Source organism: Micromonospora sp. RL09-050-HVF-A (assembly GCF_019374995.1).
Lineage (GTDB): Bacteria > Actinomycetota > Actinomycetes > Mycobacteriales > Micromonosporaceae > Micromonospora > Micromonospora antibiotica.
In genome coordinates this window covers 1198529-1222766 of record NZ_JAGKQP010000002.1, presented here as the reverse complement: position 1 = coordinate 1222766, position 24238 = coordinate 1198529, and the positions used below count along the sequence as shown (strand labels likewise).

Here is a 24238-nt window from a genome sequence, read left to right as displayed (position 1 = left end):
TCCTGCCCGGCCGATCGAGCGGCGGCAATCCGGCCGGCCGCCTTTTATGATCTAGCCATTCGCATCTAGAAATGCTCTTCCGGGCTGTCGTAGGGTGCCGTGAGCACGCCAAGAGACATCATTTATGGGCGCTTTTGCCCGATTCTATGCTGGACGGTGACCGGCGGTGACCATGTATCGCCCGACGGAAGATCCTGCGGCGCAAGACCCCGGTTGGGTGGACGACGTGTTGTTCTGCGGCCGTCCGACCGACATTTGTCTCCGGCTGCCCGAGCCGGTGGACCGGGCCACCCTGCACCGCTTGGTCGTCGAGGCACAGGACCGGCTGCGCGCCGCCGGACTGCGCCCCGGCGGGGCCGTCGCGTTGCGTCTGCCGCCCTCTTTGTCCTATGTGGTCAATCTGTTGGCCACGTGGCGCAGCGGTGGCCAGGCGGTGCTGCTCGACCACCGGCTCACCGACCACGAGGTCGACCGCGCGCTGCACCGGCTCACCCCGCAGGTGGTGGTGGCCCCGGCCCGCACCACCGGCGGCGCGTTGAAGGTCTTCGTCGACGTCACCGAGAGCGTGACCGGCTACGCGGACCGCCCGGCGGTCAGCGGCCACGCCGTGATCCAGCTCAGCTCCGGCTCCACCGGACCGTCCAAGGTGATCGGACGCACCGCCGCCGACCTGGTCGCCGAGGTGCACCGCTACACCCGGATCGACGGGGTGGCGCTGCCCGGCGAGCGGATCATCCTGCTGCCGTCCATGGTGCACGTGCTCGGCCTGGTCGGGGGGCTGCTCTACGGTCTGCACGCCCGCGTCGAGCTGGTCCCGCCGCAGCGGCTCGGCGGCGACGCCGTGCTGGCCGCGATCGCCGCCCAGGACACCCCGGCCACCGTCCTCGGCGTGCCCTTCCACATCGGCCTGCTCGCCTCCACCCGCCCGGACGGGCCCCTGCCCCAGTTCAAGCGGATGACCACCGGTGGGGAGCTGGTCCCGCCGGCCGTCGTGCAGGCGTTCACCGACCGGCACGGCGTACCACTGGGCAACATGTACGGGATGACCGAGGTCGGTGTCATCGGCACCGACCTGCACGGCAGCCACCGGCCGGCGATCATGCCCGCGCCCGGCATCGAGGTCCGCGAGTCCGACGGTGAGCTGCTGATCAGCTGTCCCGCCTCGCCGTACGTCGGGCTCAGCGACCCCGACCGCTGGGCCGACGGCTGGCTGCGTACCCGCGACGCGGGCACCGTCGACCCGGACACCGGCCTGGTCACCGTCCGGGGCCGGCTCGACTCGCAGGTCTCCGTGGGGGGCCTGAAGGTCGACCTCACCGAGGTCGAGGCCACCCTCACCGGCCTGCCCGGGGTGGCCGCCGCCGTGGTCACCTACGACGACGGGATCACCGCCTTCGTGCAGCCCGACGGCCCGCTGTCCGAGGACGTACTGGACAAGCTGCTCGCCGAACGACTGGCCGGCTACAAGCGGCCCCGCACCCTGCACATGGTGGCGCAACTGCCGCGTACCACCACCGGCAAACTGGTCCGCTCGCTGGACGTGCTGCGAACGGCGGCCCCGTGAGCGGTCCGCTCCATCCCACCCCCCGGCCGGTCCCCGAGGACCGCCGGGGAGTCACCACCGCGTCGCCACCGGCCGACCGTCGGCGGTACGCCCGAACCGTCCCCGCGCGGTGCCCCGACCGGGTGCCGGCAACTCGCCCATCGAGAGAGGTAACCGTCATGCGAGACGAGGTCCGAACCTTCGTCATCGAGCAGCTCCAGGACATGAACTACGACGTCGACGGGATCGACGACGACACCACCCTCGGCCCGTCCGGGGTGGACCTGGAGTCCCTCGCCCTGTCCGACCTGTCCGTCCGGGTGGAGGACCGGTACGGGTTGCGGTTCGCCGACGACGAGTCGGAGAAGCTGGCCCTGATGACGGTGGGGGAGTTCACCACCATGGTCGCCGACCGGGTCGCCGGGGCGACCACCGACAACCGCTGATGTCCGGTCAGCCCGACCTGGGGCGAGCTGACCTGGTGAGCATGCTCGCCGAACTCACCGGCAAACCCGTCGAGCAGGTCCCGCACCGGGTCGGCTCGATGGAACTGGCGTGGCTGGTGCACCTCGTCGAACAGCGTTACGGCACCCAGCTGGACCTCACCGACGACCAGCTCGCCGGTATCCGTACCGTCGACGACGCGTTGACCGTGTTCCACACCTACCTACCCGCCCCCGCCGATGGTTGAGCGGGCACCCGTCACGATCTCCGGCACGTACGCGGTCAGCGCCTTCGGTAGGGGCGTGGACGCGCTGCTGGCCGGGGTCCTGTCCGGCGTACCGGCGTTCCGGCCGGTGGGCCGCTTCGCCACCACCGGCCGCCGGGTGACCGTCGCGGCCACCCGGCCCGACGTGGCGACCCTGCCGCAGGAGCTGGCCGACGCCGTCGACGCGGCCTGCGTCACCGCCGGGCTCGACCCGGCACAGCGGGCCGGTGCGGCGCTGTTGCTGGCCACCCACGGCGGCCCGGCCACCCTGGCCGGCCCGTACACCGACGACCGGCCGGTCGCGGACACCGACGACCCGTGGTGGGCCGACGGGGAACGCGACGACGCCGGTCCGGCCTGGCCGGAGCTGCCCACACTGGCCGTCCGGTTGGCCCGGCGGTGCGGCCTCGGCGGCCCCACCCGGGTCTACACCACCGCCTGCGTCTCGGCGAGCAGCGCGGTGGCCGACGCCGCCGCGATGATCCACCGGGGGGACACCGACCGGGTCGTGGTGGCCGCCGGCTACCTGGTGGAACCGGACCAGTTCGCGCTCTTCGACGCCGGCCGTGCGCTCGCCGCCGACGGGGCGGTACGTCCGTTCAGCGTCGGACGGCAGGGGTTGCTGCTCGGTGACGGGGTGGCCGCGGTCGTGCTGGAGTCCGCCGCCGCGCTGCGCGCCCGGGGTGGCAGCCCCGTGGCGACGCTGGTCGGATGGGGGCGGGCCGGCGACGCCCACCACCCCTGCCAACCCGATCCGCAGGGCGCGGGGCTGGCCCGGGCGGTCGGAGCGGCGCTGGGCCGGGCCGGCCTGCCCGCCGGGGCGGTCGGTTACGTCAACGCGAACGCCACCGGCACCGGTTTCAGTGACGCCTCCGAGGCGGCGGCGCTGCGACTGGCCCTGGGCGAGCAGGCCGGGCAGGTGCCGGTCAGCTCCACCAAGGCGCTGCACGGGCACGCGCTGGAAGCGTCCGGCCTGCTCGAACTGGTGGTCACCGTGGCGGCGCTGGGGCACGGGAAACTGCCGGTCAACGCCGGCTGGCTCGGCCCCGACCCGGCCTGCCCGCTGGACGTGGTCACCGCCGCGCCCCGCCCGGTCACCAGCCGGTACGCGCTCAGCCTCAACGCCGCCTTCGGCGGCGCGAACACCGCACTGCTGGTGGGTGCGCCGTGACCGGCACGCGCGGCCCGGGGCACGGGATCGTCCCGGGCCGTCCGGCCGGCCACGGCGCACCCCGGGTGCTGGCGCAGGCGCGCTGGCCGGAGCCGGGCGACGGGCCACCACCGCCGCTGCCCGGGTTCGTGCACTCGGCGTTCGCGCCGCTGGTCGCGGCGGCGGCCGGGCGGTGCCTGGAACGTCGCCCGAGCCCGGCCCCGGCCGGGGCCCGGTGCGCGGTGGTGCTGGTCAGCGCCGCCGGGGACCGGCCCAGTGCCACGCACGTCCGGTCGACCGTCGCCGCCGGGGGGCGGGTCGGTCCACTGTTCTTCTTCCAGTCGGTGCCCAACAGCGTGGCCGGGCAGGTCGCCGCCCGTTGGGGACTGACCGGTCCGGTGGTGTGCCTGAGCCCGACCGGCGACCCACGGGCCGACGCCACCGCCGAGGGGGAACTGCTGCTGTACGACGGCGACGCCGACGAGGCGTTGCTGGTCCTGATCGACGAGGCACCCGACGCGACGCCTACCGGTGCGGTCGCGGTGCTGCTGGGGGGAGGAGACAGTCAATGAGGACGAAGGGACTGCGGGGTGCGCTCGCCGCCGATCCGCAACTCGGCGCGGGAAACGTGCTGGCCCGGGTGCTCGCCCACGGTGCGGACCCGCAGGGGCCGGGGCTGACCTTCGACACCCCGGTCGACGGGCACCCCGCCGGGCAGCCGCTCACCCTGGGTCAGCTCGACGAGCGGGTCGCCGCCCGGGCGGCCTGGCTGCACGACCGGGGGGTGCGGCCCCGTGACCCGGTCGCCGTCTGGGCCACCGCCGCCGCCGACATGGTGCTGAGCTTCCTGGCGTTGGCCCGGCTCGGCGCGATCCCGGCGCTGATGAACGGCAAGCTGCGCCCCGAGATCGCCGCCGAGTACATCCGCCGGCTGCGCGGTGCCGGGGTGCTCACCGACGCCGCGCACACCGAGCTGCTGGCCGGGCACGACCTCGGCGCACCCCTGCTGGGCACCCCGCAGGAGGCCGGCAGCGGTGACCCGGCGCAGGCCCCCGCCGACTACCGGCACCACCCCGACGACCCGATCGTCATCACCCACACCTCCGGCACCACCGGGGTACCGAAGGCGGTGCTGCACTCGCACGCCAGCCTCTTCGCCGCCACCCGGCACCTGCTGTCCATGCCGCAGGCGCAGGGCACCCGGCGGATCCTCAACGCGCTGCCCGCCCCGCACACCGCGACGGTGCTCATGGTCAACCAGGCGTTGGGCAACCAGGCGGAGATGTTCCTGCTGTCCGAGCAGGGCGGCGAGCGGGTCCTCGACGCCATCGGGCAGTGGCGGCCCGACGGGGTCTTCGGTTTCTCGATGACCTGGGCGGAGCTGGCCCGCTTCGACCTGAGCGGGTACGACCTGGACTCGGTGCGGCTGTGGTTCAACACCGGCGACTGCTCGCACGAGCCGCACGTACGCCGGCTCGTCGCGGTCGGCTCGCGGGACGTGTTCACCCGGCAGGGCGTCACCCGGGTCCCCGGTTCCGTCTTCATCGACGGCCTCGGCTCCAGCGAGATGGGGCACTCGATGTTCCACATCACGCACACCACCGACACCGACCGGTACGGCCGCTGCGTGGGCCGCCCCTACCGGTTCGCCCGGGTGGCCGTCCTCGACGCCGAGGGCAACGAGCTGCCCCCCGGTCAGGTCGGCTTCCTCGGCATCGACTCGCCGTCGCTGTTCCGGGGCTACTGGAACGACTCGGTGACCAGCTACCGGTTCCGGCTGCGCGGCTGGTACCTCACCGGTGACCTGGTCCACGCCGACGCCGACGGTCGCTACTACCACCTGGACCGGGCGGTCGACTCGGTGACGCTGCCCGACGGGCGGCGCTACTTCACCGCGTTGTCCGAGGAACGGGTGCTCGCCGCCTGCCCCGACGTCACCGACTGCACGGTGCTGATCGTCGCCGACGGTGACACGGTCACCACCGACGTGCTGCTGGAACTGGCCGCCGGGGCGGACCCGACCGTCGACCGGACCGAGGCGATCCGGGCCGCGCTCGGGGCGGACGTGGGAGCCACCCTGCGTCGGGTGGTGCCGGTGAGCGCCGACGACATCCCGGTCACCGTCACCGGCAAGGTCCGCAAGGTGGCGCTGCGCGAACGCTACCTCGCCGGGTCGTCATCATGACCGTCGTGATCACCGGGATGGGCCTGTTCAGCCCGGTCGGGCGGGGGGTGGACGCCACCTTCGCCGCGTTGACCACCGGGACGTCCGGGTTGAGCCGGCCGCCCGAGGGACACCCGGCCCGGGAGTCGCTCGAGGTCGCCGGGGTGCTCCCGCCGATCGACCCGCGTACGGTCGCCACCGGCCCGGAGACCAAGGTACTCGACCGGGTCGTGCTGTTCGCCCTGCTCACCGCCGCCGAAGCGCTCGCCGACGCGGGCATCGAGGTGGGCCGGGACGTCGACCCGGCGCGGATCGGCGTCATCGTCGGCGGGGTCGGTGGGATGTCCACCCTGGAGCAGCAGGTGATCGCCCGCACCGAGCGGGGCCGGGCGGCGGTCAGCCCGTACCTGCTGACCGGCATCCTGCCCAACATGGCGTCGGCGCGGATCGCCATCGCCCACGGCATCCGGGGTTACAGCTCGTCGGTCGGCACGGCCTGTGCCTCCGGGGCCCAGGCGGTCGCCGACGCGGCCCGGCTGATCCGGGCCGGTGAGGCCGACGTGGTGCTCTGCGGGGCCAGCGAGGCGCCGCTCTTCCCGACCTTCGCCGACACCTTCGGCAACGCCCGCGCGCTGGCCCGCGGCTGGGCCGACCCGAGCGAGGCGAGCCGACCGTTCGACAGGCGACGCAACGGGTTCGTGCTCGCCGAGGGGGCCGCCCTGCTGGTGCTGGAACGGGCCGGGCACGCCGCCGCCCGGGGCGCCCGCAGCTATGCGGAGGTGGCCGGCTACGGCAGCACCACCGACGCGCACCACCCGACCATGCCCCGGCCCGACGGTGAGGGGGCGGCCGACTGCATGCGGCAGGCCCTGGCCCGGGCCGACGTTCCGCCGGCCGAGGTCGGCTACGTCAACGCCCACGGCACCGGCACCAAACTCGGCGACATCGCCGAGAGCACCGCGCTGGGCAAGGTCTTCGGGGTCGGCGGGGTGCCGGTCAGCTCCACCAAGGCGCTCACCGGGCACCTGCTCGGCGCGTCCGGGGTGGTGGAGGCGGCGGCCTGCGCGTTGGCGTTGCGCGCCGGCCTGCTGCCGCCGACGTACCACCTGGACGACCCGGACCCGGACTGCCCGGCTGACCACGTCCGCGACGTGCCACGGGCGAGCCGGGCCGAATTCGCGCTCACCAACTCCTTCGGATTCGGCGGGCAGAACGTGAGCCTGCTGCTGCGGCGTACCACCGGGGCTGGCGTCCGGCCCGCCGGGCCGGGGAGGTGATCGACGCTGCGACCCGGGCCGCACGCGCCCGGACGGCAGTCACGGGGGGACATGGGGAAGGGCTGGAGAGATGGATATTCGTGGCATAGACCACATTGAACTGTACGTGGGGGACGCCCGACAGGCGGCCTTCTACTTCGGGACCGCCGTCGGTTTCACCCTGCGGGGCCAGGGCGGTCCGGAGACCGGGCTGGTCGGGCAGCGTTCCCTGTTGCTGGGTCAGGCCGACATCCGGATGGTGCTGACCTCCGGGCTCACCGCCGACCATCCCGCCTCGACGTACGTGTCCCGGCACGGTGACGGGATCGCGGTGGTGGCGGTGGAGGTCGGCGACGCCGCCGGGGCGTACGCGGAGCTGGTGGCCCGGGGTGCGACGCCGGTGACGCCGCCGCGCACCTGGACCGGCGCGGACGCCGAGGTGGTGACCGCCGAGGTGGGCGGCTTCGGTGACGTGCTGCACCGGCTGGTGGAGCGGCGCGGAGACTCCGACGACTTCCTGCCCGGCGCGATCGAGGCGACCCCGGCCGGCGGGACCGACCCGCGGCTGCTCGCCGAGATCGACCACCTGGCGGTCTGCGTGCCGCCCGGTCAGCTCGACGACACCGTCGCGCTCTACGAGCGGGTGTTCGGCTTCGCGCAGATCTTCGAGGAGCACATCGAGGTCGCCGGGCAGGCGATGAACTCCAAGGTGGTGCAGGACGCCTCCGGACGGGTCACCCTGGTGCTGCTGGAGCCGGACGCCGGTCGGCGGCCCGGTCAGATCGACAAGTTCCTCACCGAGCACCACGGGGCCGGGGTGCAGCACCTGGGGCTGCGCACCGACGACATCGTCGGCGCGGTCGGCGCGCTGGGCGCCCGCGGGGTGCGCTTCGCCGGCACGCCGGCCGCCTACTACGACACCCTGGAGCAGCGGGTCGGCAAGGTGGACGCGCCGCTGGACCGGCTGCGGGACCTCAGCATCCTGGTCGACGCCGACCACGGCGGGCAGCTGTTGCAGATCTTCACCGAGTCGATGCACGTCCGCCGCACCCTGTTCCTCGAGCTGATCGAGCGGCGGGGGGCGCGCACCTTCGGCAGCGGCAACATCCGGGCGCTCTACGAGGCCAAGGAACGGGAGCTGGCCGCGGCGGGGGCGACCCCCGCCGTCGCGGTCGGCACGGCACGAGGAGTAGGGGCATGACCACGACACATCCGACGTTGACCGCCGAGGAGGAGTCACTGCTCCCCTCAGCGGAGGACGTGCGGCACTACGCCGAGCACGGCTGGTACCTGACGAAGAAGCTGCTCACCGACGCCGAGGTGGACGCCCTGACCGCGGCCACCGACCGCTACTACGACGGTGAGCGGGACCGCACCCTGCCGGTGCGCCCGCCGAAGCTGGCCTACTGGGACCCGTCGAAGGGGCCGGTGCAGCGGCACAACGACTACGTCCACTACGAGCACGACGGGATCGCCGCGATCCTGCGCAAGCCGCTGATCGGCGCGGTCGCCGCCCGGCTGGCGCAGGCCGACGAGATCCGCATCTTCCAGTCCACGCTGATCTACAAGCCGCCGATCTCGGGTGAACCGTCGAACATCGTGCCCTGGCACTTCGACAAGCACTACTGGTCGTCCTCGTCGTCGGAGCGGATGCTCACCGCGTTCATCCCGTTCCACGACTGCGGGGAGGAGATGGGCACCATCACCATGGTCGACGGTTCGCACCGGTGGTCGGAGATCGGCGCGGACGACACCGTGGTCCGGCACTTCGCCGACCGGGACCGCGACCAGCTCGAGGAGATGCTGGCCGAGAACGCGGCGCACAACGGCGCACAGATCCGCAAGATCCCGATGGTGATCCCCAAGGGGCACATGAGTTTCCACCACTGCCGCACCTACCACGGCAGTGGCGCGAACGTCAGCGGACGCCCGCGCCGGGCGATCTCGCTGCACCTGCAGGACGGCGACAACGCCCACCGGGAGTTCCCGCTCTCCGACGGCACCCTCGCCGCGTACAACCACGACGTGCTGGTCCGCCGTACCCCCGAGGGTCGGCCGGACTACGCGGACCCCGACTACTGCCCGGTCATCTGGCGCGAGCGCGCCCAGCAGGAAGGCTAGAAACATGTCACGGTACGACTGGGGCAAGACACACCCGGGCATCGAGCGGCTGGAGAAGGCGGTGACCGACCGCCGCGACGTGGTGGTCAAGCACCCGCTCTACGCCAACCTGGACACCCACGAGGCGCTGGTCACCTTCATGGAGCACCACGTCTTCGCGGTCTGGGACTTCATGTCCCTGCTGAAGTCGTTGCAGCGGCAACTCACCTGCGTCGACGTGCCGTGGATCCCCACCGGGCCGACCGGCAGCCGCCGGTTGATCAACGACATCGTCATGGTGGAGGAGAGCGACGAGCTGGGCGAGGGCTTCATCAGCCACTTCGAGCTGTACGTGCGGGGGATGGGCGAGGCGGGCGCGGACACCACCGCCGTCGACCGGCTGGTCGAGCTGCTGCGCGCCGGCTCGTCGGTCACCGACGCGCTGGTCGAGGCGGGCGTGCCCGCACCGTCGCGGGCCTTCGCCGCCACCACCTGGCAGATCATCTCCTCGACCCCGGTGCACTGTCAGGCCGCCGCGTTCGCGTTCGGCCGGGAGGACCTGATCCCCGACATGTTCACCCAGGTCGTCGCCGTCAACGAGCGCAGCAACCGGCTGCACACCTTCGTCGACTACCTGGAGCGGCACATCGAGGTCGACGGTGAGCAGCACACCCCGATGGCGATGCAGATGCTCGCCGACCTGTGCGGCGACGACGACACCAAGTGGCAGGAGTGCGCCGACACGGTCAACCTGGCGCTGACCGCCCGCGCGCAGCTCTGGGACGACATCCTCGCCGCCGTCAAGGAGGGCCGCGACCGGTGACCGACGCCGACCCGGCCCGGCTCTACCGCACGGTACGGCTGATCCGTCGGTTCGAGGAGCGGGCCATCGCCCTGGTCCGCTCCGGGCACATCGTCGGCGGCATCCACCCCTACCTCGGTCAGGAGGGGATCGCCGCCGGCGTGTGCGCCGCACTCGACGCGGGGGACCTGGTCACCGGCACCCACCGGGGGCACGGCCACGTGCTCGCCAAGGGTGCCGACCCGGCCCGGATGATGGCCGAACTGTGCGGCCGGGAAACCGGACTGAACCGGGGCCGGGGCGGCTCGATGCACGCCGCGGACCTCTCCATCGGGGTGCTCGGCGCCAACGCCATCGTCGGGGCGTCCCCGGCGATCCTCACCGGCGCGGTGTGGGCGCACCGGCAGCGCGGCAACCCCGTGGTCGGGGCGAGCTTCTTCGGTGACGGCGCGGTCAACGAGGGGATGCTGCTGGAGGCGTTCAACCTGGCCGCGCTCTGGCGGGTGCCGGTGCTGCTGGTCTGCGAGAACAACGGCTACGCCACCACCATGCCGGTGGCCGGCGCGGTCGCCGGCACCATCACCGGGCGGGCCGAGGCGTTCGGCATCCCGGCCGTCGTCGTCGACGGACAGGACCCGGAGGCGGTCCGGCAGGTCACGGCCGCCGCCGTCGCGCGGATGCGCGACGGCGGCGGGCCGGAGCTGGTCGAGGCCCGCACCTACCGGTTCGACGCCCACCACACCTTCGAACACGCGGTACGCCTGGCGTACCGCACGCCGCAGGAGGTGGCCGACGGCCGGTCCCGGGACCCGGTGGACATCCAGGGTGCCCGGCTGTCCCCGGCCGACCGGGAGACGGTCGACGCCGAGGTGGAGGCCACCCTCGACGCGGCCGTCGCGTTCGCCCTGGCCGGCCCCGAACCGGACCCGGCTGGTGCGTTGGACCACCTGTACGCCAGTGGGCTGACCGCCCGGGGAGGCTCCTGAGATGCCACGGTTGTCCTACCGCAAGGCGCTGACCCGGGCGCTGACCGACGAGATGACCCGTGACGAGTCGGTGTTCCTGCTCGGCGAGGACATCCGGGCGGGCGCGTCCAACGTCACCCCGGGCCTGCTGAAGCGGTTCGGACCGGACCGGGTGCTGGACACCCCGCTGTCGGAGCAGGCGTTCACCAGTTTCGCCACCGGGGCCGCGCTGGCCGGGTTGCGGCCGGTGGTGGAGTTCCAGATCCCGTCCCTGCTGTTCCTGGTCTTCGAGCAGATCGTCAACCACGCGCACAAGTTCCCGATGATGACCGGCGGGCAGTGCTCGGTGCCGGTCACCTACCTGGTGCCCGGCTCCGGTTCCCGTACCGGCTGGGCGGGGCAGCACTCCGACCACCCGTACTCGCTGTTCGCGCACGTCGGGATCGTCACCGTGGTGCCGGCCACCCCGGCCGACGCGTACGGGCTGCTGGCCTCGGCGATCCGGCACGACGACCCGGTGGTGGTCTTCGCCCCGGCCGCCGCGCTGGAGGTCCGCGACGACGTCGACTTCGCCACCCTCGCCCCGGTGCCGCTGGGGCGCGGGGTGGTCCGCCGGGCCGGCGACGACGTCACCGTCGTCGCCGTCGGGCACCTGGTGCACGACGCGCTGGCCGTCGCCGAGGAGTTGGCCGACCAGGTGTCGGTGGAGGTGTTCGACCCGCGCACGATCTACCCGTTCGACCTCGACGGCCTGCTGGACTCGGTGTCCCGTACCGGCCGGCTGGTGGTGGTCGACGACTCCAACCGGTCCTGCGGCATCGCCGCCGAGATCATCACCTCGGTGCTGGAGCGGGTGCCGCTGGTCGCGCCGCCGCGCCGGGTCACCCGGCCGGACGGTGCGGTGCTGCCCTTCGCGCCGGTGCTCGACCGGGCCGTGCAGCCGGGCCGCGAGCAACTCACCGCCGCCATCCAACTGACCATGAAGGACAGATCATGACCGATCCGAACTACCTCTGGCCCGAGCCCGGTCAGGCGTGGCGCGAGCTGCCGGAGCCGGCCCGTACGGCGATGGTGTCCAGCGGGGCCGCCGCCTGGCGGGAGATCTTCTACGGCTGTGCGACGTACAACAAGCAGTGGCGGCTGGCCCGGCCCCCGGTCATGCCGGCGGACGCGTTCCGTGAGCTGAACGAGGTCTGCGACCGGATCGCCCAGCTCATCCTGGACGCCTGCCGGCGGCGGGCCCGCACCGCCGGGGAGCTGCGCGAGCTGCTCGGGGTGCCCGCGGGGGCGACGCGGCTGCTCGACGAGTCCGAGGAGCTGTCCGAGGAGCTGCTCGCCGCCTACCGGCCCGACGTGCTGATCTCCGGTGGGGTGCCGAGGATCGTCGAGTACAACATCGACAGCAGCCTGGGCGGCGGTTTCGACGCCGACACGGTGGTCCGCCGGTACGCGGCGCTCTACCAGGAGCAGGGCATCCTCGACGGGTTGCCGGTGCGGCCGGCGGATTCCCTGCTGGACCAGCGGTTCGTGGCGATCCGCGACGGGCTGTCCCTGCCCGACGGGGCCCGGGTGGCGCTGCTGCTCGACTTCGACGCCGACTACCCCGGCCTGGAGACCCCGGACGACTTCATCAAGATCCTCTCGCCGCTGATCGACCAGGCCCGCCGCTTCGGCATCGACCTGGTGATCGCCCCGGTCGGCACGGCCACCCTCGATGACGCGAAGCGGCTGGTCGTCGGCGGCGCACCGGTTGACGCGCTGTTCCGGCTCTTCGTGCCCAACCGGGTCACCCCGAGCGCCGGCCTGGACGCGGTGGCCGGGGCGCTCGACGCCGGCACCCTGCCGATGTTCGTCAGCACCGCCGCCTGGCTGCTCGGCAACAAAATCAACTTCGCCTGGCTCTACGAGGACCTGGACCTGCTCTCCGTCGACGACCAGGCCCTGGTCCGCCGGTACGTGCCGCACACCGTGGCGTTCACCGACGCCGAACTGGACCGGGCACTTGCCGACCGGGAGAACCTGGTCGTCAAGCCGGCCGACGGCTCGGCCGGCCACGGGGTGCTCATCGGCCGGGAGATGGGCGACGCGGAGTGGGCCGAGGGCCTGCGCGCCGCCCTCGACCGGGGCGGCGACATCCTCCAGCGGTACTGGCCCGCCGACCGGGTGGAGATGGACTTCGTCCAGATCGAGACCGGCGAGACGGTCACCGCCGAGGTGCCCTACAGCATCGCCCCGTACCTGTTCGGCCGTACCGGCTCGGGTGCCCTGGCCCGGGTCGGCTTCCCCGGCTGCGACGAGGTCCTCAACCTGGCCCGTGGCGTCCTCCTCACCGGCATCCTCCTCACCAACTGACCCACCCCGCCCCGCCCTCCGCCCCGCCCCCCTCCGCCCCCCGCCCCGGTGATCAAGAGGTTTGCGTCACCAGATCGCGGAATGTTGACGCAAACCTCTTGATCACCCGGCGCTGGCCGGGCTGGGGTGCGGTGATCAAGAGGTTTGGGGCGGGATAGCGGCTTCGGATGACGTAAACCTCTTGATCGACCCCGGCGGGCCGGTTGGGCCCGGCGGGCCGGTTGGGCCCGGCGGGCTGGTTGAGCTTCGGCGGGCGGTGGGGTGTCAGGGGTGGGTGCCGAGGTGGGTGGCGAGGCGGCGGATGGTTTCGGCGGCGGCGATGGCGTCGCTGCGGGCGCTGCCGTGCCGTCCGTCGCTGCTGTACATCGAGGGGTCGGTGCCGGCCGGGTGGTCGGTCAGGTTCACGTGCAGCGCGCCCAGCCGGTCGGCGAGCCGGCCGGTACGCGAGGAGAGCAGCCGCATCCGGGCACCGAGGCCGGGCCGCAGCGCCGCCGGGACCGCCGGGCTGTGCGACACGTCGAACATGCCCACCGTGATCACGTCGGCCCCGGCGTCGCGCAGCGCGCCGACGATCGCGGTCAGCTCGGTGTCGACCGCGTCCGGGTCGAACGCCGTGCGGAAGGCGTCGTTGCCGCCGCAGACCACCAGCGCCAGGTCGGGGGAGAAGGCCAGCGCCCGGTCCAGCTGGCCCGCCCGGACCTGTTGCGCCCGCAGCCCGCGCCGACCCAGGTTGAGGTACGCCAACGCGGGGCGTACCGCCGCCAGTTCGGCCGCGATCCGGTCGGCCCACTGCACGTCCGGGTACCCCTCGACCGGCTCACACATGCCCTCCGCGACGCTGTCGCCGAGCACCACGAACCGGTGCCACGGATGGTCGCGCAGCAGCGCGGCACTCTCCCCCTCACGCAGGCAGTACGGATCGGTGGCCTCGGTCAACATCGATGACATGGCCGGCAATCTAGCCGACCGTACCGGCGTGGTCGATCACTGCGACCGGGCGGATCGCCTGATGGTCGTCCCGGTGCGCCGACTCGCGTCGACGCCGGTCACCTGGCCCCCGGGTCGGCCCTCGACGGCGGTCACCCGGCCCCCGGATCGGCCCTCGACGCCGTACACCTCTGGGCCCGGGTCAGGCCTTGACGGTGGGTGGTGCGGGGGTGGACCGTCCCATCCGCAGTGGCCCGGCGACCAGCGGCGCGACGGTCAGCACCGCGCACACCACCGCCATCACCAGCAGCGCCGGCCGCAGCCCGAGGGCCGCCACCGACCAGCCGCCGAGCAGCGCCCCCACCGGCAGTCCGACGAACGCCAGCGAGCCGGAGATCCCCAGCACCCGGGTCTGCAACGCGTCCGGCACCCGTTCGTAGAGGGCCGCACCGAGCAGCGGGTTGACCGCCGCGATGCCGATCCCGGACAGGAACGTCACCACCAGCACCACCACCAGGTGGTCGGTCAGCGCCAGCACCAGCAGCCGGGGCGCACCGCTCAACGCCGCCCCGGCCGCGAAGATCAGGGTCCGGGGCAGCCGGGGGCCGAGCATCGTGAAGACCACGTTGCCGAGCAGCGCGCCACCGCCGAACACCCCGAGCACCAGGCCGAACCCGGCCGGGTCGCCGAACTCGTCGCGGACCCACAGCGGCACCCAGACGGCGGTGTTGGCGGCGGCGAACATGTTCAGCGTGGAGACCACCACCAGCATGGTCAGCAGCACCCGGTCGGTGCGCAGGTAGCCGAATCCGGTGCGCAGGGCCTGGAAGTAGCCCTCCCGGGGTGCGGCGGGCGCGTCGCTGGCGGGTGGGCGTACCAGCACCCCGACCAGCAGCGCACAGACCGCGAAGGTGCCCGCGTCGATCCAGATCGCCCGGGTCACCCCCACCCAGTCGATGAGCAGACCGCCGATGACCGTGCCGAACAGCGCCACCCCGCGGGCCAGCCCGTCGTAGGCGGAGGTGAGCCGGATCAGCTCCACCCCGGCACGCTGCGCGGCCGGCCGGAACATCACGTGCTTGACCCGGTCGCCGATGCCGCGCAGTCCGCCGGCCACCGCGACGAGGGCGACGAGCGCCCCGAAGCCGAGCCACGGGGCCAGCGCCACCACCGCGATCACGGCCGCGCTCGCCGCGTCCACCGTGATGGAGGTACGTCGTACCCCGAACCGGTCCGCCCACGGCGTGGCCAACGAACTCGACAGCATGTACGGCAGGAACTCCGCCGCCGCGACGATGCCCATCTTGGCCGGGCTGCCGGTGGTGGTGAGCACCAGCCAGGGGATCGCGATCACCGAGATCCGGCTGCCCAGGTTGGAGATCAGGTCGGCGGCGACCAGGGTGACCAGTTCCCGCCGGGCGGCCCGCCGCTCGGGGCCCGGCGGCGCGGCGAGTGACCCGGTGTCGCCCGCCCCGGCCTTACCCGCCTGGGCGCCACCCGCTCCGGTGTGTTCCTCACCGGCGGCCGGTCCGGGACCGGTCGGGTCGGCTCCCGCCCGCAGGCCCGACGCCCCGCCGGGAGCCCCGACGGCGTCGCCGTCGGCCGGGTAGCCGTCGGCGTCGGTGGCCGTACGGGGGTCGCCGTCGGCCGGGTCGCCGTCGGCGTGGGTGGCCGTACGGGGGCCGGTGTCGGCGTCGGCGGTCACGACGGGCTGCCGACCGGATCGGCGGGAGCGCCGGTGGTGTACCGCTCGCGCAGCGCCCGCTTGTCCACCTTCGCCGACCGGTTCAGGGGCAGCGCGTCGACGAACTCCACCGCACCCGGCGCCCAGGTGTCGCTCAGTTCGGCGGTGACCAGGTCGATCAGCTCCGCCCCGGTCACCGTCGCCCCCGGCGTCCGCACCACGTACGCGTACGGCAGCTCCCCGGCGACCGGGTCGGGCACCCCGATCACCGCCGCCGCGCGTACCTGCGGATGCCCGGCGAGGACGTCCTCGATCGGCCGGGAGTAGATCGGCCAGCTGCGCTGGCGGGTGAGGATGCGGTCCTGCAACCGGTCGACCAGGTAGAGGAACCCGTCGTCGTCGAGGTGGCCGATGTCGCGGGTGCGTACCCAGCCGTCGACGAGCGTCTCGGCGGTCAGTTCGGGTTGACCGTGGTAGCCGTGGAAGCTCAGTTTCGTCCGCACCCACACCTCGCCGTCCGTGCCGGCCGGCAGCGCCTGCCCGTCGGCGTCGCGGATCTCCACGGTGACGTCCCCGTAGGGCCGGCCGCAGGAACCGAGCCGCTCCGGGTGCGCCGGGTCCTCGGTCAGGCCGGGCTGGGCGCAGATCACCACCGCCTCGCTGAGGCCGTACACGATGCGTAGGCACGGGCCGAACCGGGCGATGGCCTGGCGCAGCCGGGCGGGCGCGGCCGGCCCGGCACCCACGTTGAACATGAACATGGCGGAGAAGTCCGCGCCGGGCAGGGCCGGATGGTCGAGCACCTCGTAGAGCATCGGCGGGGTGACGAAGGTGGAGGTGAGCCGCTCGGCGTCCACGGTGGCGATGAAGGCGGCCGGGTCCCACTGCTGGCGCAGGAAGAGCACGCCGCCGGTGAACAGGTTGAACAGGGTGGTGATCTGCCCGCTGGCCAGCCACATCGGGGAGTGCGACAGGTGCCGCAGCAGGGGGAAGCCGGCGGCCCGGAAGTCGGCCGCCAGCGCCAGCACCTGCCGGTAGAAGCTCTCCCGGTGGTGCACCAGCTTGGGGGTGCCGGTGGTGCCACTGGTCTGCAGGAACGACTCCGGCACGGGCACCCCGGCCGGTAGGCCGACCGACGGGTCGTCGGCGCTCAGGCCCACGCCGACCTGCGGGGTGGTGGCGGGGTCCGGGTCCGCCGGCGGGGTGGTGGCGGTCAGCTCGATGCCCAGTCGCAGCACCGGCACCCCGGGCAGCGACGCGGCGATCTGGTCACCCAGCCCGTCCGGGGCGTACGCGTGGTGCACGAACACGTCGGGGCGGGCCAGCCGGACGAACTCGTCGATCTCCCGCCGGGAGGTGACCGGGGCGATCCACATCGTCCGGCAGCCGAGCAGGTGCAGGGCGAGTTGGAGCAGCGGGCCCTCCACGGCGTTGCCGAGCATCACCAGCACCGCCGCGCCGGGGCGTACCCCGTGGCGGGTGAGGGCGTGCGCCAGCCCGCGTACCTCGGCGGCGACCTGCGGGTAGGTCAGCCGCCGGCCGTCGCCGACCAGCGCCTCCCGGTCGCCGAACCCGGCGAACAACTCCAGCGCGTCGTGTACGTAGGTGGTGGATCGGTCGGCCCCGTCGGTCATCGCACAGCCCCCAGGTCGATGCGGCGGGTCGTCGGCGGCCCGGTGGGACCCGCCGTGGCGACCGGCCGGGATGGCGTCCGAGCAGTTCAGAGCCCGGCCCGCGACGGGGTGCGGGAAGTGGGCGACCGCACCGCCGCCGCTAGCGAGCCTAGGCCGACGGTGTCGCCGGGGGACAGAGCCGAACGGCGAGTGACCGGCCATCATGGACTTTTGATCATGTCTATCGGGTTGATTGACGCCTGTCAGACGTCGCCGCTAGGTTTCTGGACCATCGTCCGGGCGGTGCCGTCAATGGGCGCCGGCCCTGGGCGGCCCAACATGGAGGTTCAATGTCGACCCCGAAGAGATGGCAGGTCATAGCGTCCGCGGCCGTGTTGCTGGTCGTGAGCGCCCCGGCGGTGGTGGCCAGCGCCGGACCGTCCGACGCCGGCGGCGAGGCAGCCGCCCGGCCGCAGTGGGCGGGTACGTGGGCCGCGGCGGTCACCCGTGGCAACACCGCCGGGCTGACCAACACCGGCCTGAACAACCAGAGCATCCGGATGACCGTGCGCACCACCGTGGGCGGGGAGCGGCTGCGGGTCCGGCTGAGCAACCTCTACGGCGAGCAGGCGGTGCAGGTCGGGCACGCCACCGTCGCCCGTCCCGACAAGACCACCGTCACCGACCGGTCGGACATCGTCCCCGGCACCCTGCGGGAGCTGAAGTTCGGCGGTGCCACCTCGGCGACCATGAACAAGGGTGCCGAGCTGCTCAGCGACCCGCTGACCTACCAGGTGGCCGAGCAGGAGGACCTAGTCGTCACCCTGCACTTCCCGGTGCTCACCGGGCCGGTCACCTTCCACGGCCAGTCCAAGGTCACCACCTTCATCGGGGCGAACGACCTGACCACCGCCGCCGACGGCGCCGGCTTCACCATCCGTCCGGACTGCTGCTGGATGTTCCTGTCCGGCATCGACGTGCTGCGTCCGGCTAACCCCGGTGCGGTGGTGGTGCTCAGCGACTCGATCGGGGACGCCAACGGCAGCACCGTCAACGCCAACAAGCGCTGGCCGGAGCTGCTCGCCGGGCGGCTGGTCGCCGCCCGTCCCGAGGTGCGTACCCCGGGGGTGCTCAACCTGAGCCTGGCCGGCAACCGGCTCAACCACGAGGGCACCGAGCCCGGCGCGGGCGGTTTCCCCGGCTACTACGAGCTGGGTCCGAACGCGTTGGCCCGGCTCAACGAGGACGTCTTCCCGCAGACCGGCGTGAAGACCCTGGTGACCCACCTCGGCATCAACGACATCTGGATGTCCGACGACTCCGCCGACCGGATCATCGCCTCGCTGCGGCAGATCAACAAGCAGGCCAAGGCGCGCGGCCTGCGCAGCCTCGCCGTCACCCTCACCCCGTACGAGGGGCACGGCAACCCGGGGGTGTGGACGCCGGAGAAGGACGCCACCCGGCAGGCGGTGAACACCTGGCTGCGGGGCCCGGGTGCGGCCGAGTTCGACGGGCTGCTCGACTTCGACGCGGTGCTGCGTGACCCGGCCCAGCCGAGCCGGCTGCTGCCCGCGTACGACGCCGGTGACCACATCCACCCGAACGACGCCGGCAACCAGGCGTTGGCGGACGCCGTACCACTTCGACTGCTCGGTCTGTGACACCGGTGGGGCGGCGGGGGTGACCCCGTCGCCCCCCGGTCATTCCTGGGGAGGAAGCACCATCGTGGACGTCGACAAGATCCTGACCGGTCTCTACAGCGAGGCCGGCCGGCAGGACCCCTATCCGTGGTATGCGGCCCTGCACGAGCACGGGCCGATCAGCGTCATCCCGAACCGCCCGGAGCACAGTACGGTCAGCGCGGTGGCCGTCGGCTACGACCTGGTCGACCAGGTGCTGCGCGACCCGGAGTGGTACAAGCAGGCCCCACCGGGCTGGCAGGACGAGGAGATCCTGCGGACCTTCCAGTCGTCGATGATGTTCGTCAACGCCCCCGACCACGGGCGGATGCGGGGTGTGTTCTCCCGTACGTTCACCCCGCGCCGGCTCGGCGCGCTGGAACCGGTGATCGTCCGGGTGGTCGACACCCTGCTGGACCGGATGGCCGACGCCGGCGCGGACGGCTCCGAGGTCGACTTCGTCGCGGACTTCGCCTACCCGGTGCCGGCGCTGGTGATGGCCGAGTTCATCGGCCTGCCCGAGAGCGAGCTGGCCTGGTACCGGCAGCGGGTCGACTGGATCGACGAGTTTCTCGACGTGGCGGGCAAGACCCCGGAGCGGCTGGCGTTGGCCAACCAGGCTGCCGAGGAGCTGCGGGCGCTCTACCGGGACCTGATCGTGCACCGTCGTCGCCAGCCGGGCGAGGACCTGATCTCCGGGCTGGTCGAGGCGCTGGACTCCGGTGAGGTCGACCTGACCGAGGAGGAGTTGATCAGCAACCTGATCGTGCTGTTCAACGCCAGCTTCGTCACCACCGTCTACATGTTCAGCAACGGCCTGCCGGTGCTGCTGGCCCACCCGGAGACCGTGGCCGCGCTGCCGGGTGACGAGACCCTGGCGCAGGGCTGCGTGGACGAGGTGCTGCGGCTGCAGAGCCCGGTGCACTTCCTGGCCCGCGCCGCGCCCCGGGACACCGTGCTGGGCGGCGTGCCGGTCGCCCGGGACGAGAACGTGCTGCTGATCATCGCCGGGGCCAACCGGGACCCGCGCCGGTTTCCCGAGCCGGACCGGTTCGACCCGCGCCGCGAGGGCCCCCCGTCGCTGGCTTTCGGCGTCGGCCCGCACTTCTGCCTCGGCGCGGCCGTGTCCCGCCTGGAGGGCCGCATCGGCCTGCCCCGGCTGTTCGCCCGGTTCCCCGGGCTCGCGGTCAGCCAGCGGCCCGACTACAGCGGGAGCCTGTTCCTGCGCGGCATCGACAAGCTCTTCGTCACCACCGGCGGATAGGAGCCGATCCCATGTCCCTCGATCCCCAGGTGGTGGCCTACCGGGCCGCGCGGGCCGCCGCCGGCACCCCACCGCTGTACACCCAGACCCTCGCCGAGGCCCGCGCCGCCGACCTCGCCGCGATCCGGGCCGGCGGCGGCGACGTCGAGCCGGTCCACGAGGTACGCGACACGACCGTGCCCGGCCCCGCCGGGGACCTGCGGGTCCGGGTGCACCGGCCGGCCGGCGACGGCCCGCTGCCCACCCTGGTCTACTTCTTCGGTGGTGGTTGGACGCTGGGCAGTGTGGAGACCGCCGACGGGATCTGCCGCCGGCTGGCCAACGCCACTCCCTGCCAGGTGGTGACGGTCGGGTACCGGCTGGCCCCGGAGCACCCGTTCCCGGCGGCGGTGCTGGACTGCCACGCCGCCACCCGTTGGCTGGCCGAGCACGCCGCCGACCTCGGGGTGGACCCGGAGCGACTGGTCGTGGGCGGGGACAGCGCCGGTGGCAACCTGGCGGCGGCGGTGACCCTGCTGGCCCGCGCCGAGGGCGGCCCCCGGCTGGCCGGGCAGCTGCTGGTCTATCCGAACACCGACCAGCGGGCCGACCGCCCGCGTCCCGGCCGGGGCACCGACCCGGCAACCGCCGTCGACCCGGCAACCGACGCCGAACCCCGGGCCGCCGCCGACGAGCAGGACCCGCTGCTGTTCAACAAGCACTCCGTCGACTGGTACCGGGGTCACTACCTGGCCGACCCGGCGGACGCGGCCGACCCGCTGGCCTCGCCGTTGCTCGCCGACGACCTGTCCGGCCTGCCGCCGGCCCTGGTGGTCACCGCCGAACACGACCCGCTGTGCGACGAGGGGGAGCGGTACGCGCAGCGGCTGCGCGAGGCCGGCGTGCCGGTGCGGGCCACCCGCTACTCCGGCATGATCCACGGCTTCTTCGCCATGCCCGGTGTCTTCGACGCCGGTCGGCGTGCCCAGGACGAGGCCGCCGCCTTCCTCCGGGAGGTCTTCGGGCTGCCCACCCCGGCAGCGGACACCCCGGCCACCGCCACGGTCGGGGACGCTCGGTGACGGAGCACCCCCGCACCGCCGGGTCGGCCACCGCCGGGTCGGATTCCGTCGGCTCGGCACTCGTCGGCTCGGCCGGTGCCGGGTCGGAGTCCGTCGGGTCGGTCGGTGCCGGGTCAGCCACCGCCGGGTGGGCCGGCCAGGCGGACCGGCCGCCGGTCAGTCTGGCGGACTTCGCCGACCTGGCCCGGGCGACCCTTCCAACCGGGGTCTGGGACTTCGTCGACGGGGGCAGCGGCGTCGAGACCACCCTCACCGCCAACCGGGCCGCCCTGGACCGGGTCGCCGTGCTACCCCGGGTGCTGACCGGGGTGGAGCGGCCCCGCACCGACACGGTGCTGCTCGGGCGGGAACAGGCGATGCCGGTGGCGGTCGCGCCGATGGCGTACCAACGGTTGCTGCATCCCGACGGCGAACCGGCGCTCGCGGCGGCGGCCGGCGCAGCGGGGGTGCCCTACGTGCTGAGCACGTTGAGCAGCACCCCGATCGAACAGGTCGTCGCCGCCACCGACGGGCCCGTCTGGTTCCAGCTCTACTGGCTACGCGACCGGGGCCTGGTCGCCGATCTGCTCGACCGGGCACAGGCTGCCGGCTGTGCCGCGCTGATGGTCACCGTCGACGTGCCGGCGCTCGGCCGGCGGCTGCGCGACGTGCGTAACGGCTTCGCGTTGCCGCCGGAGGTGACCGCCGCCAACCTGCCTGCCGGCCGCGACGACCTGGCCCACACCGGCACGCCCGGGGTGTCCGCCATCGCCGCGCACACCGAAGCCGCCTTCGCCCCCGCGCTGACCTGGGCGGACCTGGCCTGGCTGCGGGAGCGCACCCGGCTGCCGCTGCTGGTCAAGGGGATCCTCGACCCGCGTGACGCGGTCCGCGCCGCCGACGTCGGCGTGGACGCCGTGGTGGTCTCCAACCACGGTGGCCGGCAGCTCGACGGTGCACCGGCCACCGCCACCATGCTGCCCGAGGTGGTCGCGGCCGTCGGCGAGCGGATCGAGGTGCTGTTGGACAGCGGGGTACGGTCCGGCACGGACGTGCTGCGCGCGCTCGCCCTCGGCGCGACCGGGGTGCTGCTCGGCCGCCCGATGCTGTGGGCGCTCGCGGCCGGTGGCCGGGCCGGCGCGCGGGCCGCCCTCGACCTGCTCGCCGTCGAGTTGCGCGACGCGCTGACCCTGACCGGCTGCGCCGACCCGGGGCAGGCCCGGCGGCTGCGTACCCTGACCGGAGGCTGACCCGTTGGAGCATCTGGTGGACCTGGACCTGGCGACCCTGCACCCGGCGGTCGACGACCCGGCGCTGAACTCGATGAACTTCCTCAACGAGGTCTCCCAGCACTGGCCCGACGCGGTGTCGCTGGCCGCCGGGCGACCCTACGAGGAGTTCTTCGACGACGACGCGCCGGGCCGCTGGCTGGACCGGTTCCGCCGGCACCTCGCCGACGACCTCGGGCAGAGCCCCGACCAGGTCCGCCGCACCCTGTTCCAGTACGGCCGGACCAAGGGGATCATCCACCATCTGATCGCCCGCAACCTCGCCGTCGACGAGGACGTCCACGTCGACGACGAGGCGGTGGTGGTGACCGTCGGCTGCCAGGAGGCGATGCTGCTGGTGCTGCGGGCGTTACGGGCCGGCCCGACCGACGTGCTGCTCGCCGTCGCCCCGACGTACGTGGGGCTGACCGGCGCGGCCCGGCTGGTGGACCTGCCGGTGCGCCCGGTCGCCGCCGGCCCGACCGGAATCGACCTGGCCGACCTGCGGGCCCAGGTGCGTCGGGCGCGCGACGAGGGGTTGCGGCCCCGGGCCTGCTACGTGATGCCCGACTTCGCCAACCCGTCCGGCACCAGCATCCCGGTGGCCGACCGGCGGCGGTTGCTCGGCCTGGCCGTCGAGGAGGACCTGCTGCTGATCGAGGACAACCCGTACGGCCTCTTCCCGGCCGGGGACGCCGACCGGGTGCCGACGCTCAAGGCGCTCGACACCCGACGCCGGGTGGTCTACCTCGGCTCGTTCGCCAAGACGGTGCTCCCCGGGGCCCGGATCGGCTATCTGGTGGCCGACCAGCGGGTCGGCGGGCTCGACGGTGCGGTGGGGTTGTTCGCCGACCAGCTCGCCAAGATCAAGAGCATGGTCTCGGTGAACACGTCGCCGCTGGCCCAGGCCGTGATCGGCGGGGCGTTGCTGGAGCACGCCTGCTCACTGGTGACCGCGAACCGGCGGGAACGGGCGGCGTACACCCGCAACCGGGACCACCTGCTGGCCGGCCTGCGGCGACGTTTCCCGGCCGGCTCGCCGGTGCGCTGGAACGCGCCGGCCGGTGGCTTCTTCGTGGTGGTCACCGTGCCGTTCCCGGTCGACGACGCGCTGCTGCGGCGCTCCGCGCAGCGGTACGGTGTGCTCTGGACGCCGATGGCGCACTTCTACGACGACGGCCGCCCGGTCGACGCGCTGCGACTGTCGGTCAGCGCCGTCACCCCGGAGCAGATCGACCTCGGGCTGGACCGGTTGGCCGCCCTGATCACCGACGAACTGACCGGCCTCCGCTGACCGCGCGGTTGCCGTGCTCCGGCCGACCCGGTCACCGCGCCGACCGGCACCGCGTGTCATCGAACCGCCACCTCCCGTGCTGTGCGACGGATGGGCCGGTGGCCATAATGGACGCATGATCGCTTGGGAGTACGCCCTGTTGGTCCGCCGCTACCAGGGGCAGGGACGCCAGTTCCACGTCTCGTTCGTCTGGTACGGCCCGGACGGCTCACGCACCGACGTCACGGCCTACGGCGACACCGCCATCGCCCACCTCAACCGGGTCGGTCGGGAGGGCTGGGAGTTGGTCTCCGCCGCCGAGGACGTCAACAACATCCAGGGCAGCACCGAAGTCCACCGCTACCACCTCAAGCGCCCCCTCCCCTGACCCCCACCCCTGCCCGCCCGTCCCCGCCCCGATCTCTCCCCGCCCCGCCCCCGCCCCGCCC

22 protein-coding genes are annotated in these 24238 nt (G+C 73.3%); 19 read left to right on the top strand and 3 right to left on the bottom strand.

Annotated elements, in window-relative coordinates; translation table 11 throughout:
• The first annotated feature begins 172 nt into the window (after positions 1–172).
• From J7462_RS05710 to J7462_RS05650, 13 genes are all read left to right on the top strand, one after another.
• Positions 173–1564: a class I adenylate-forming enzyme family protein gene (locus J7462_RS05710; RefSeq protein WP_219470016.1), complete on the top strand. Its 1392-nt coding sequence runs from the start codon at positions 173–175 to the stop codon at positions 1562–1564.
• A gap of 158 nt (positions 1565–1722) precedes the next feature.
• Positions 1723–1989 (top strand): acyl carrier protein, encoded by a 267-nt coding sequence (locus J7462_RS05705; protein ID WP_208566511.1) that lies wholly within the window; start codon positions 1723–1725, stop codon positions 1987–1989.
• Complete coding sequence (locus tag J7462_RS05700) at positions 1989–2234, top strand: acyl carrier protein (RefSeq protein ID WP_208566510.1); 246 nt, start codon at positions 1989–1991, stop codon at positions 2232–2234. Before J7462_RS05705 ends, J7462_RS05700 begins: the two co-directional genes overlap by 1 nt.
• Positions 2227–3423 (top strand): beta-ketoacyl synthase, encoded by a 1197-nt coding sequence (locus J7462_RS05695; protein WP_208566509.1) that lies wholly within the window; start codon positions 2227–2229, stop codon positions 3421–3423. The genes J7462_RS05700 and J7462_RS05695 overlap by 8 nt, the downstream gene beginning before the upstream one ends.
• Positions 3424–3449: 26 nt before the next feature.
• The gene (locus tag J7462_RS05690; RefSeq protein ID WP_308291096.1) at positions 3450–3974 is read left to right on the top strand and encodes a beta-ketoacyl synthase chain length factor; all 525 of its coding nucleotides are present in this window, start codon (positions 3450–3452) and stop codon (positions 3972–3974) included.
• Complete coding sequence (locus tag J7462_RS05685; RefSeq protein WP_219462430.1) at positions 3971–5587, top strand: class I adenylate-forming enzyme family protein; 1617 nt, start codon at positions 3971–3973, stop codon at positions 5585–5587. The genes J7462_RS05690 and J7462_RS05685 overlap by 4 nt, the downstream gene beginning before the upstream one ends.
• Positions 5584–6843: a beta-ketoacyl synthase gene (locus J7462_RS05680; RefSeq protein WP_219462428.1), complete on the top strand. Its 1260-nt coding sequence runs from the start codon at positions 5584–5586 to the stop codon at positions 6841–6843. The genes J7462_RS05685 and J7462_RS05680 overlap by 4 nt, the downstream gene beginning before the upstream one ends.
• 70 nt (positions 6844–6913) lie before the next feature.
• Positions 6914–8023 carry a 4-hydroxyphenylpyruvate dioxygenase gene (gene hppD, locus J7462_RS05675; RefSeq protein ID WP_219462426.1) on the top strand — a complete coding sequence of 370 codons (1110 nt, stop codon included), beginning with the start codon at positions 6914–6916 and terminating at the stop codon, positions 8021–8023.
• Positions 8020–8943, top strand: coding sequence for a phytanoyl-CoA dioxygenase family protein (locus J7462_RS05670; protein WP_219462425.1), 924 nt, complete (start codon positions 8020–8022; stop codon positions 8941–8943). Before hppD ends, J7462_RS05670 begins: the two co-directional genes overlap by 4 nt.
• 4 nt (positions 8944–8947) lie before the next feature.
• Entirely contained in the window at positions 8948–9745 is a 798-nt protein-coding gene (locus tag J7462_RS05665) for a DUF3050 domain-containing protein (RefSeq protein ID WP_208566504.1), read from the top strand.
• On the top strand, positions 9742–10710 hold the full coding sequence (locus tag J7462_RS05660; protein WP_219462422.1) for a thiamine pyrophosphate-dependent dehydrogenase E1 component subunit alpha: 969 nt from the start codon (positions 9742–9744) through the stop codon (positions 10708–10710). The genes J7462_RS05665 and J7462_RS05660 overlap by 4 nt, the downstream gene beginning before the upstream one ends.
• Position 10711: 1 nt before the next feature.
• Positions 10712–11686 carry an alpha-ketoacid dehydrogenase subunit beta gene (locus J7462_RS05655; RefSeq protein WP_219462420.1) on the top strand — a complete coding sequence of 325 codons (975 nt, stop codon included), beginning with the start codon at positions 10712–10714 and terminating at the stop codon, positions 11684–11686.
• Positions 11683–13041, top strand: a complete 1359-nt coding sequence (locus J7462_RS05650) for a hypothetical protein (protein ID WP_219462419.1) — start codon at positions 11683–11685, stop codon at positions 13039–13041. Before J7462_RS05655 ends, J7462_RS05650 begins: the two co-directional genes overlap by 4 nt.
• Before the next feature lie 264 nt (positions 13042–13305).
• Here the strand turns inward: J7462_RS05650 and J7462_RS05645 are convergent, their stop codons facing one another.
• The 3 genes from J7462_RS05645 to J7462_RS05635 all read right to left on the bottom strand — a co-directional run bounded on the left by J7462_RS05645 (position 13306) and on the right by J7462_RS05635 (position 17286).
• Complete coding sequence (locus J7462_RS05645) at positions 13306–13989, bottom strand: SGNH/GDSL hydrolase family protein (protein ID WP_208566500.1); 684 nt, start codon at positions 13987–13989, stop codon at positions 13306–13308.
• Between the two features lie 181 nt (positions 13990–14170).
• Entirely contained in the window at positions 14171–15376 is a 1206-nt protein-coding gene (locus J7462_RS05640; RefSeq protein ID WP_219470013.1) for an MFS transporter, read from the bottom strand.
• Between the two features lie 293 nt (positions 15377–15669).
• A complete protein-coding gene (locus tag J7462_RS05635) occupies positions 15670–17286 on the bottom strand; it encodes a class I adenylate-forming enzyme family protein (protein ID WP_219462417.1) in 1617 nt (538 codons plus the stop codon).
• A gap of 356 nt (positions 17287–17642) precedes the next feature.
• Here J7462_RS05635 and J7462_RS05630 point away from each other — a divergent pair, with 356 nt between their 5' ends.
• From J7462_RS05630 to J7462_RS05605, 6 genes are all read left to right on the top strand, one after another.
• Positions 17643–18926: an SGNH/GDSL hydrolase family protein gene (locus J7462_RS05630; RefSeq protein ID WP_219470008.1), complete on the top strand. Its 1284-nt coding sequence runs from the start codon at positions 17643–17645 to the stop codon at positions 18924–18926.
• A gap of 64 nt (positions 18927–18990) precedes the next feature.
• Positions 18991–20208 (top strand): cytochrome P450, encoded by a 1218-nt coding sequence (locus J7462_RS05625; RefSeq protein WP_374197502.1) that lies wholly within the window; start codon positions 18991–18993, stop codon positions 20206–20208.
• 11 nt (positions 20209–20219) lie between these two features.
• Positions 20220–21269, top strand: a complete 1050-nt coding sequence (locus J7462_RS05620; protein WP_219462415.1) for an alpha/beta hydrolase — start codon at positions 20220–20222, stop codon at positions 21267–21269.
• Between the two features lie 161 nt (positions 21270–21430).
• Entirely contained in the window at positions 21431–22498 is a 1068-nt protein-coding gene (locus tag J7462_RS05615; protein ID WP_219470006.1) for an alpha-hydroxy acid oxidase, read from the top strand.
• Between the two features lie 4 nt (positions 22499–22502).
• On the top strand, positions 22503–23810 hold the full coding sequence (locus J7462_RS05610) for a PLP-dependent aminotransferase family protein (RefSeq protein ID WP_255597594.1): 1308 nt from the start codon (positions 22503–22505) through the stop codon (positions 23808–23810).
• Positions 23811–23925: 115 nt separating this feature from the next.
• The gene (locus J7462_RS05605) at positions 23926–24177 is read left to right on the top strand and encodes a hypothetical protein (RefSeq protein ID WP_089003913.1); all 252 of its coding nucleotides are present in this window, start codon (positions 23926–23928) and stop codon (positions 24175–24177) included.
• Positions 24178–24238 lie beyond the last annotated feature (61 nt).

What these genes read in the sequence shown, in the direction of transcription:
- J7462_RS05710 (WP_219470016.1), top strand. Translation starts at nt 173, where the DNA reads ATGTATCGCCCGACGGAAGATCCTGCGGCGCAAGACCCCGGTTGGGTG.
- J7462_RS05705 (WP_208566511.1), top strand. Translation starts at nt 1,723, where the DNA reads ATGCGAGACGAGGTCCGAACCTTCGTCATCGAGCAGCTCCAGGACATG.
- J7462_RS05700 (WP_208566510.1), top strand. Translation starts at nt 1,989, where the DNA reads ATGTCCGGTCAGCCCGACCTGGGGCGAGCTGACCTGGTGAGCATGCTC.
- J7462_RS05695 (WP_208566509.1), top strand. Translation starts at nt 2,227, where the DNA reads ATGGTTGAGCGGGCACCCGTCACGATCTCCGGCACGTACGCGGTCAGC.
- J7462_RS05685 (WP_219462430.1), top strand. Translation starts at nt 3,971, where the DNA reads ATGAGGACGAAGGGACTGCGGGGTGCGCTCGCCGCCGATCCGCAACTC.
- J7462_RS05680 (WP_219462428.1), top strand. Translation starts at nt 5,584, where the DNA reads ATGACCGTCGTGATCACCGGGATGGGCCTGTTCAGCCCGGTCGGGCGG.
- hppD (WP_219462426.1), top strand. Translation starts at nt 6,914, where the DNA reads ATGGATATTCGTGGCATAGACCACATTGAACTGTACGTGGGGGACGCC.
- J7462_RS05670 (WP_219462425.1), top strand. Translation starts at nt 8,020, where the DNA reads ATGACCACGACACATCCGACGTTGACCGCCGAGGAGGAGTCACTGCTC.
- J7462_RS05665 (WP_208566504.1), top strand. Translation starts at nt 8,948, where the DNA reads ATGTCACGGTACGACTGGGGCAAGACACACCCGGGCATCGAGCGGCTG.
- J7462_RS05655 (WP_219462420.1), top strand. Translation starts at nt 10,712, where the DNA reads ATGCCACGGTTGTCCTACCGCAAGGCGCTGACCCGGGCGCTGACCGAC.
- J7462_RS05650 (WP_219462419.1), top strand. Translation starts at nt 11,683, where the DNA reads ATGACCGATCCGAACTACCTCTGGCCCGAGCCCGGTCAGGCGTGGCGC.
- J7462_RS05645 (WP_208566500.1), bottom strand. Translation starts at nt 13,989, where the DNA reads ATGTCATCGATGTTGACCGAGGCCACCGATCCGTACTGCCTGCGTGAG.
- J7462_RS05635 (WP_219462417.1), bottom strand. Translation starts at nt 17,286, where the DNA reads ATGACCGACGGGGCCGACCGATCCACCACCTACGTACACGACGCGCTG.
- J7462_RS05620 (WP_219462415.1), top strand. Translation starts at nt 20,220, where the DNA reads ATGTCCCTCGATCCCCAGGTGGTGGCCTACCGGGCCGCGCGGGCCGCC.
- J7462_RS05605 (WP_089003913.1), top strand. Translation starts at nt 23,926, where the DNA reads ATGATCGCTTGGGAGTACGCCCTGTTGGTCCGCCGCTACCAGGGGCAG.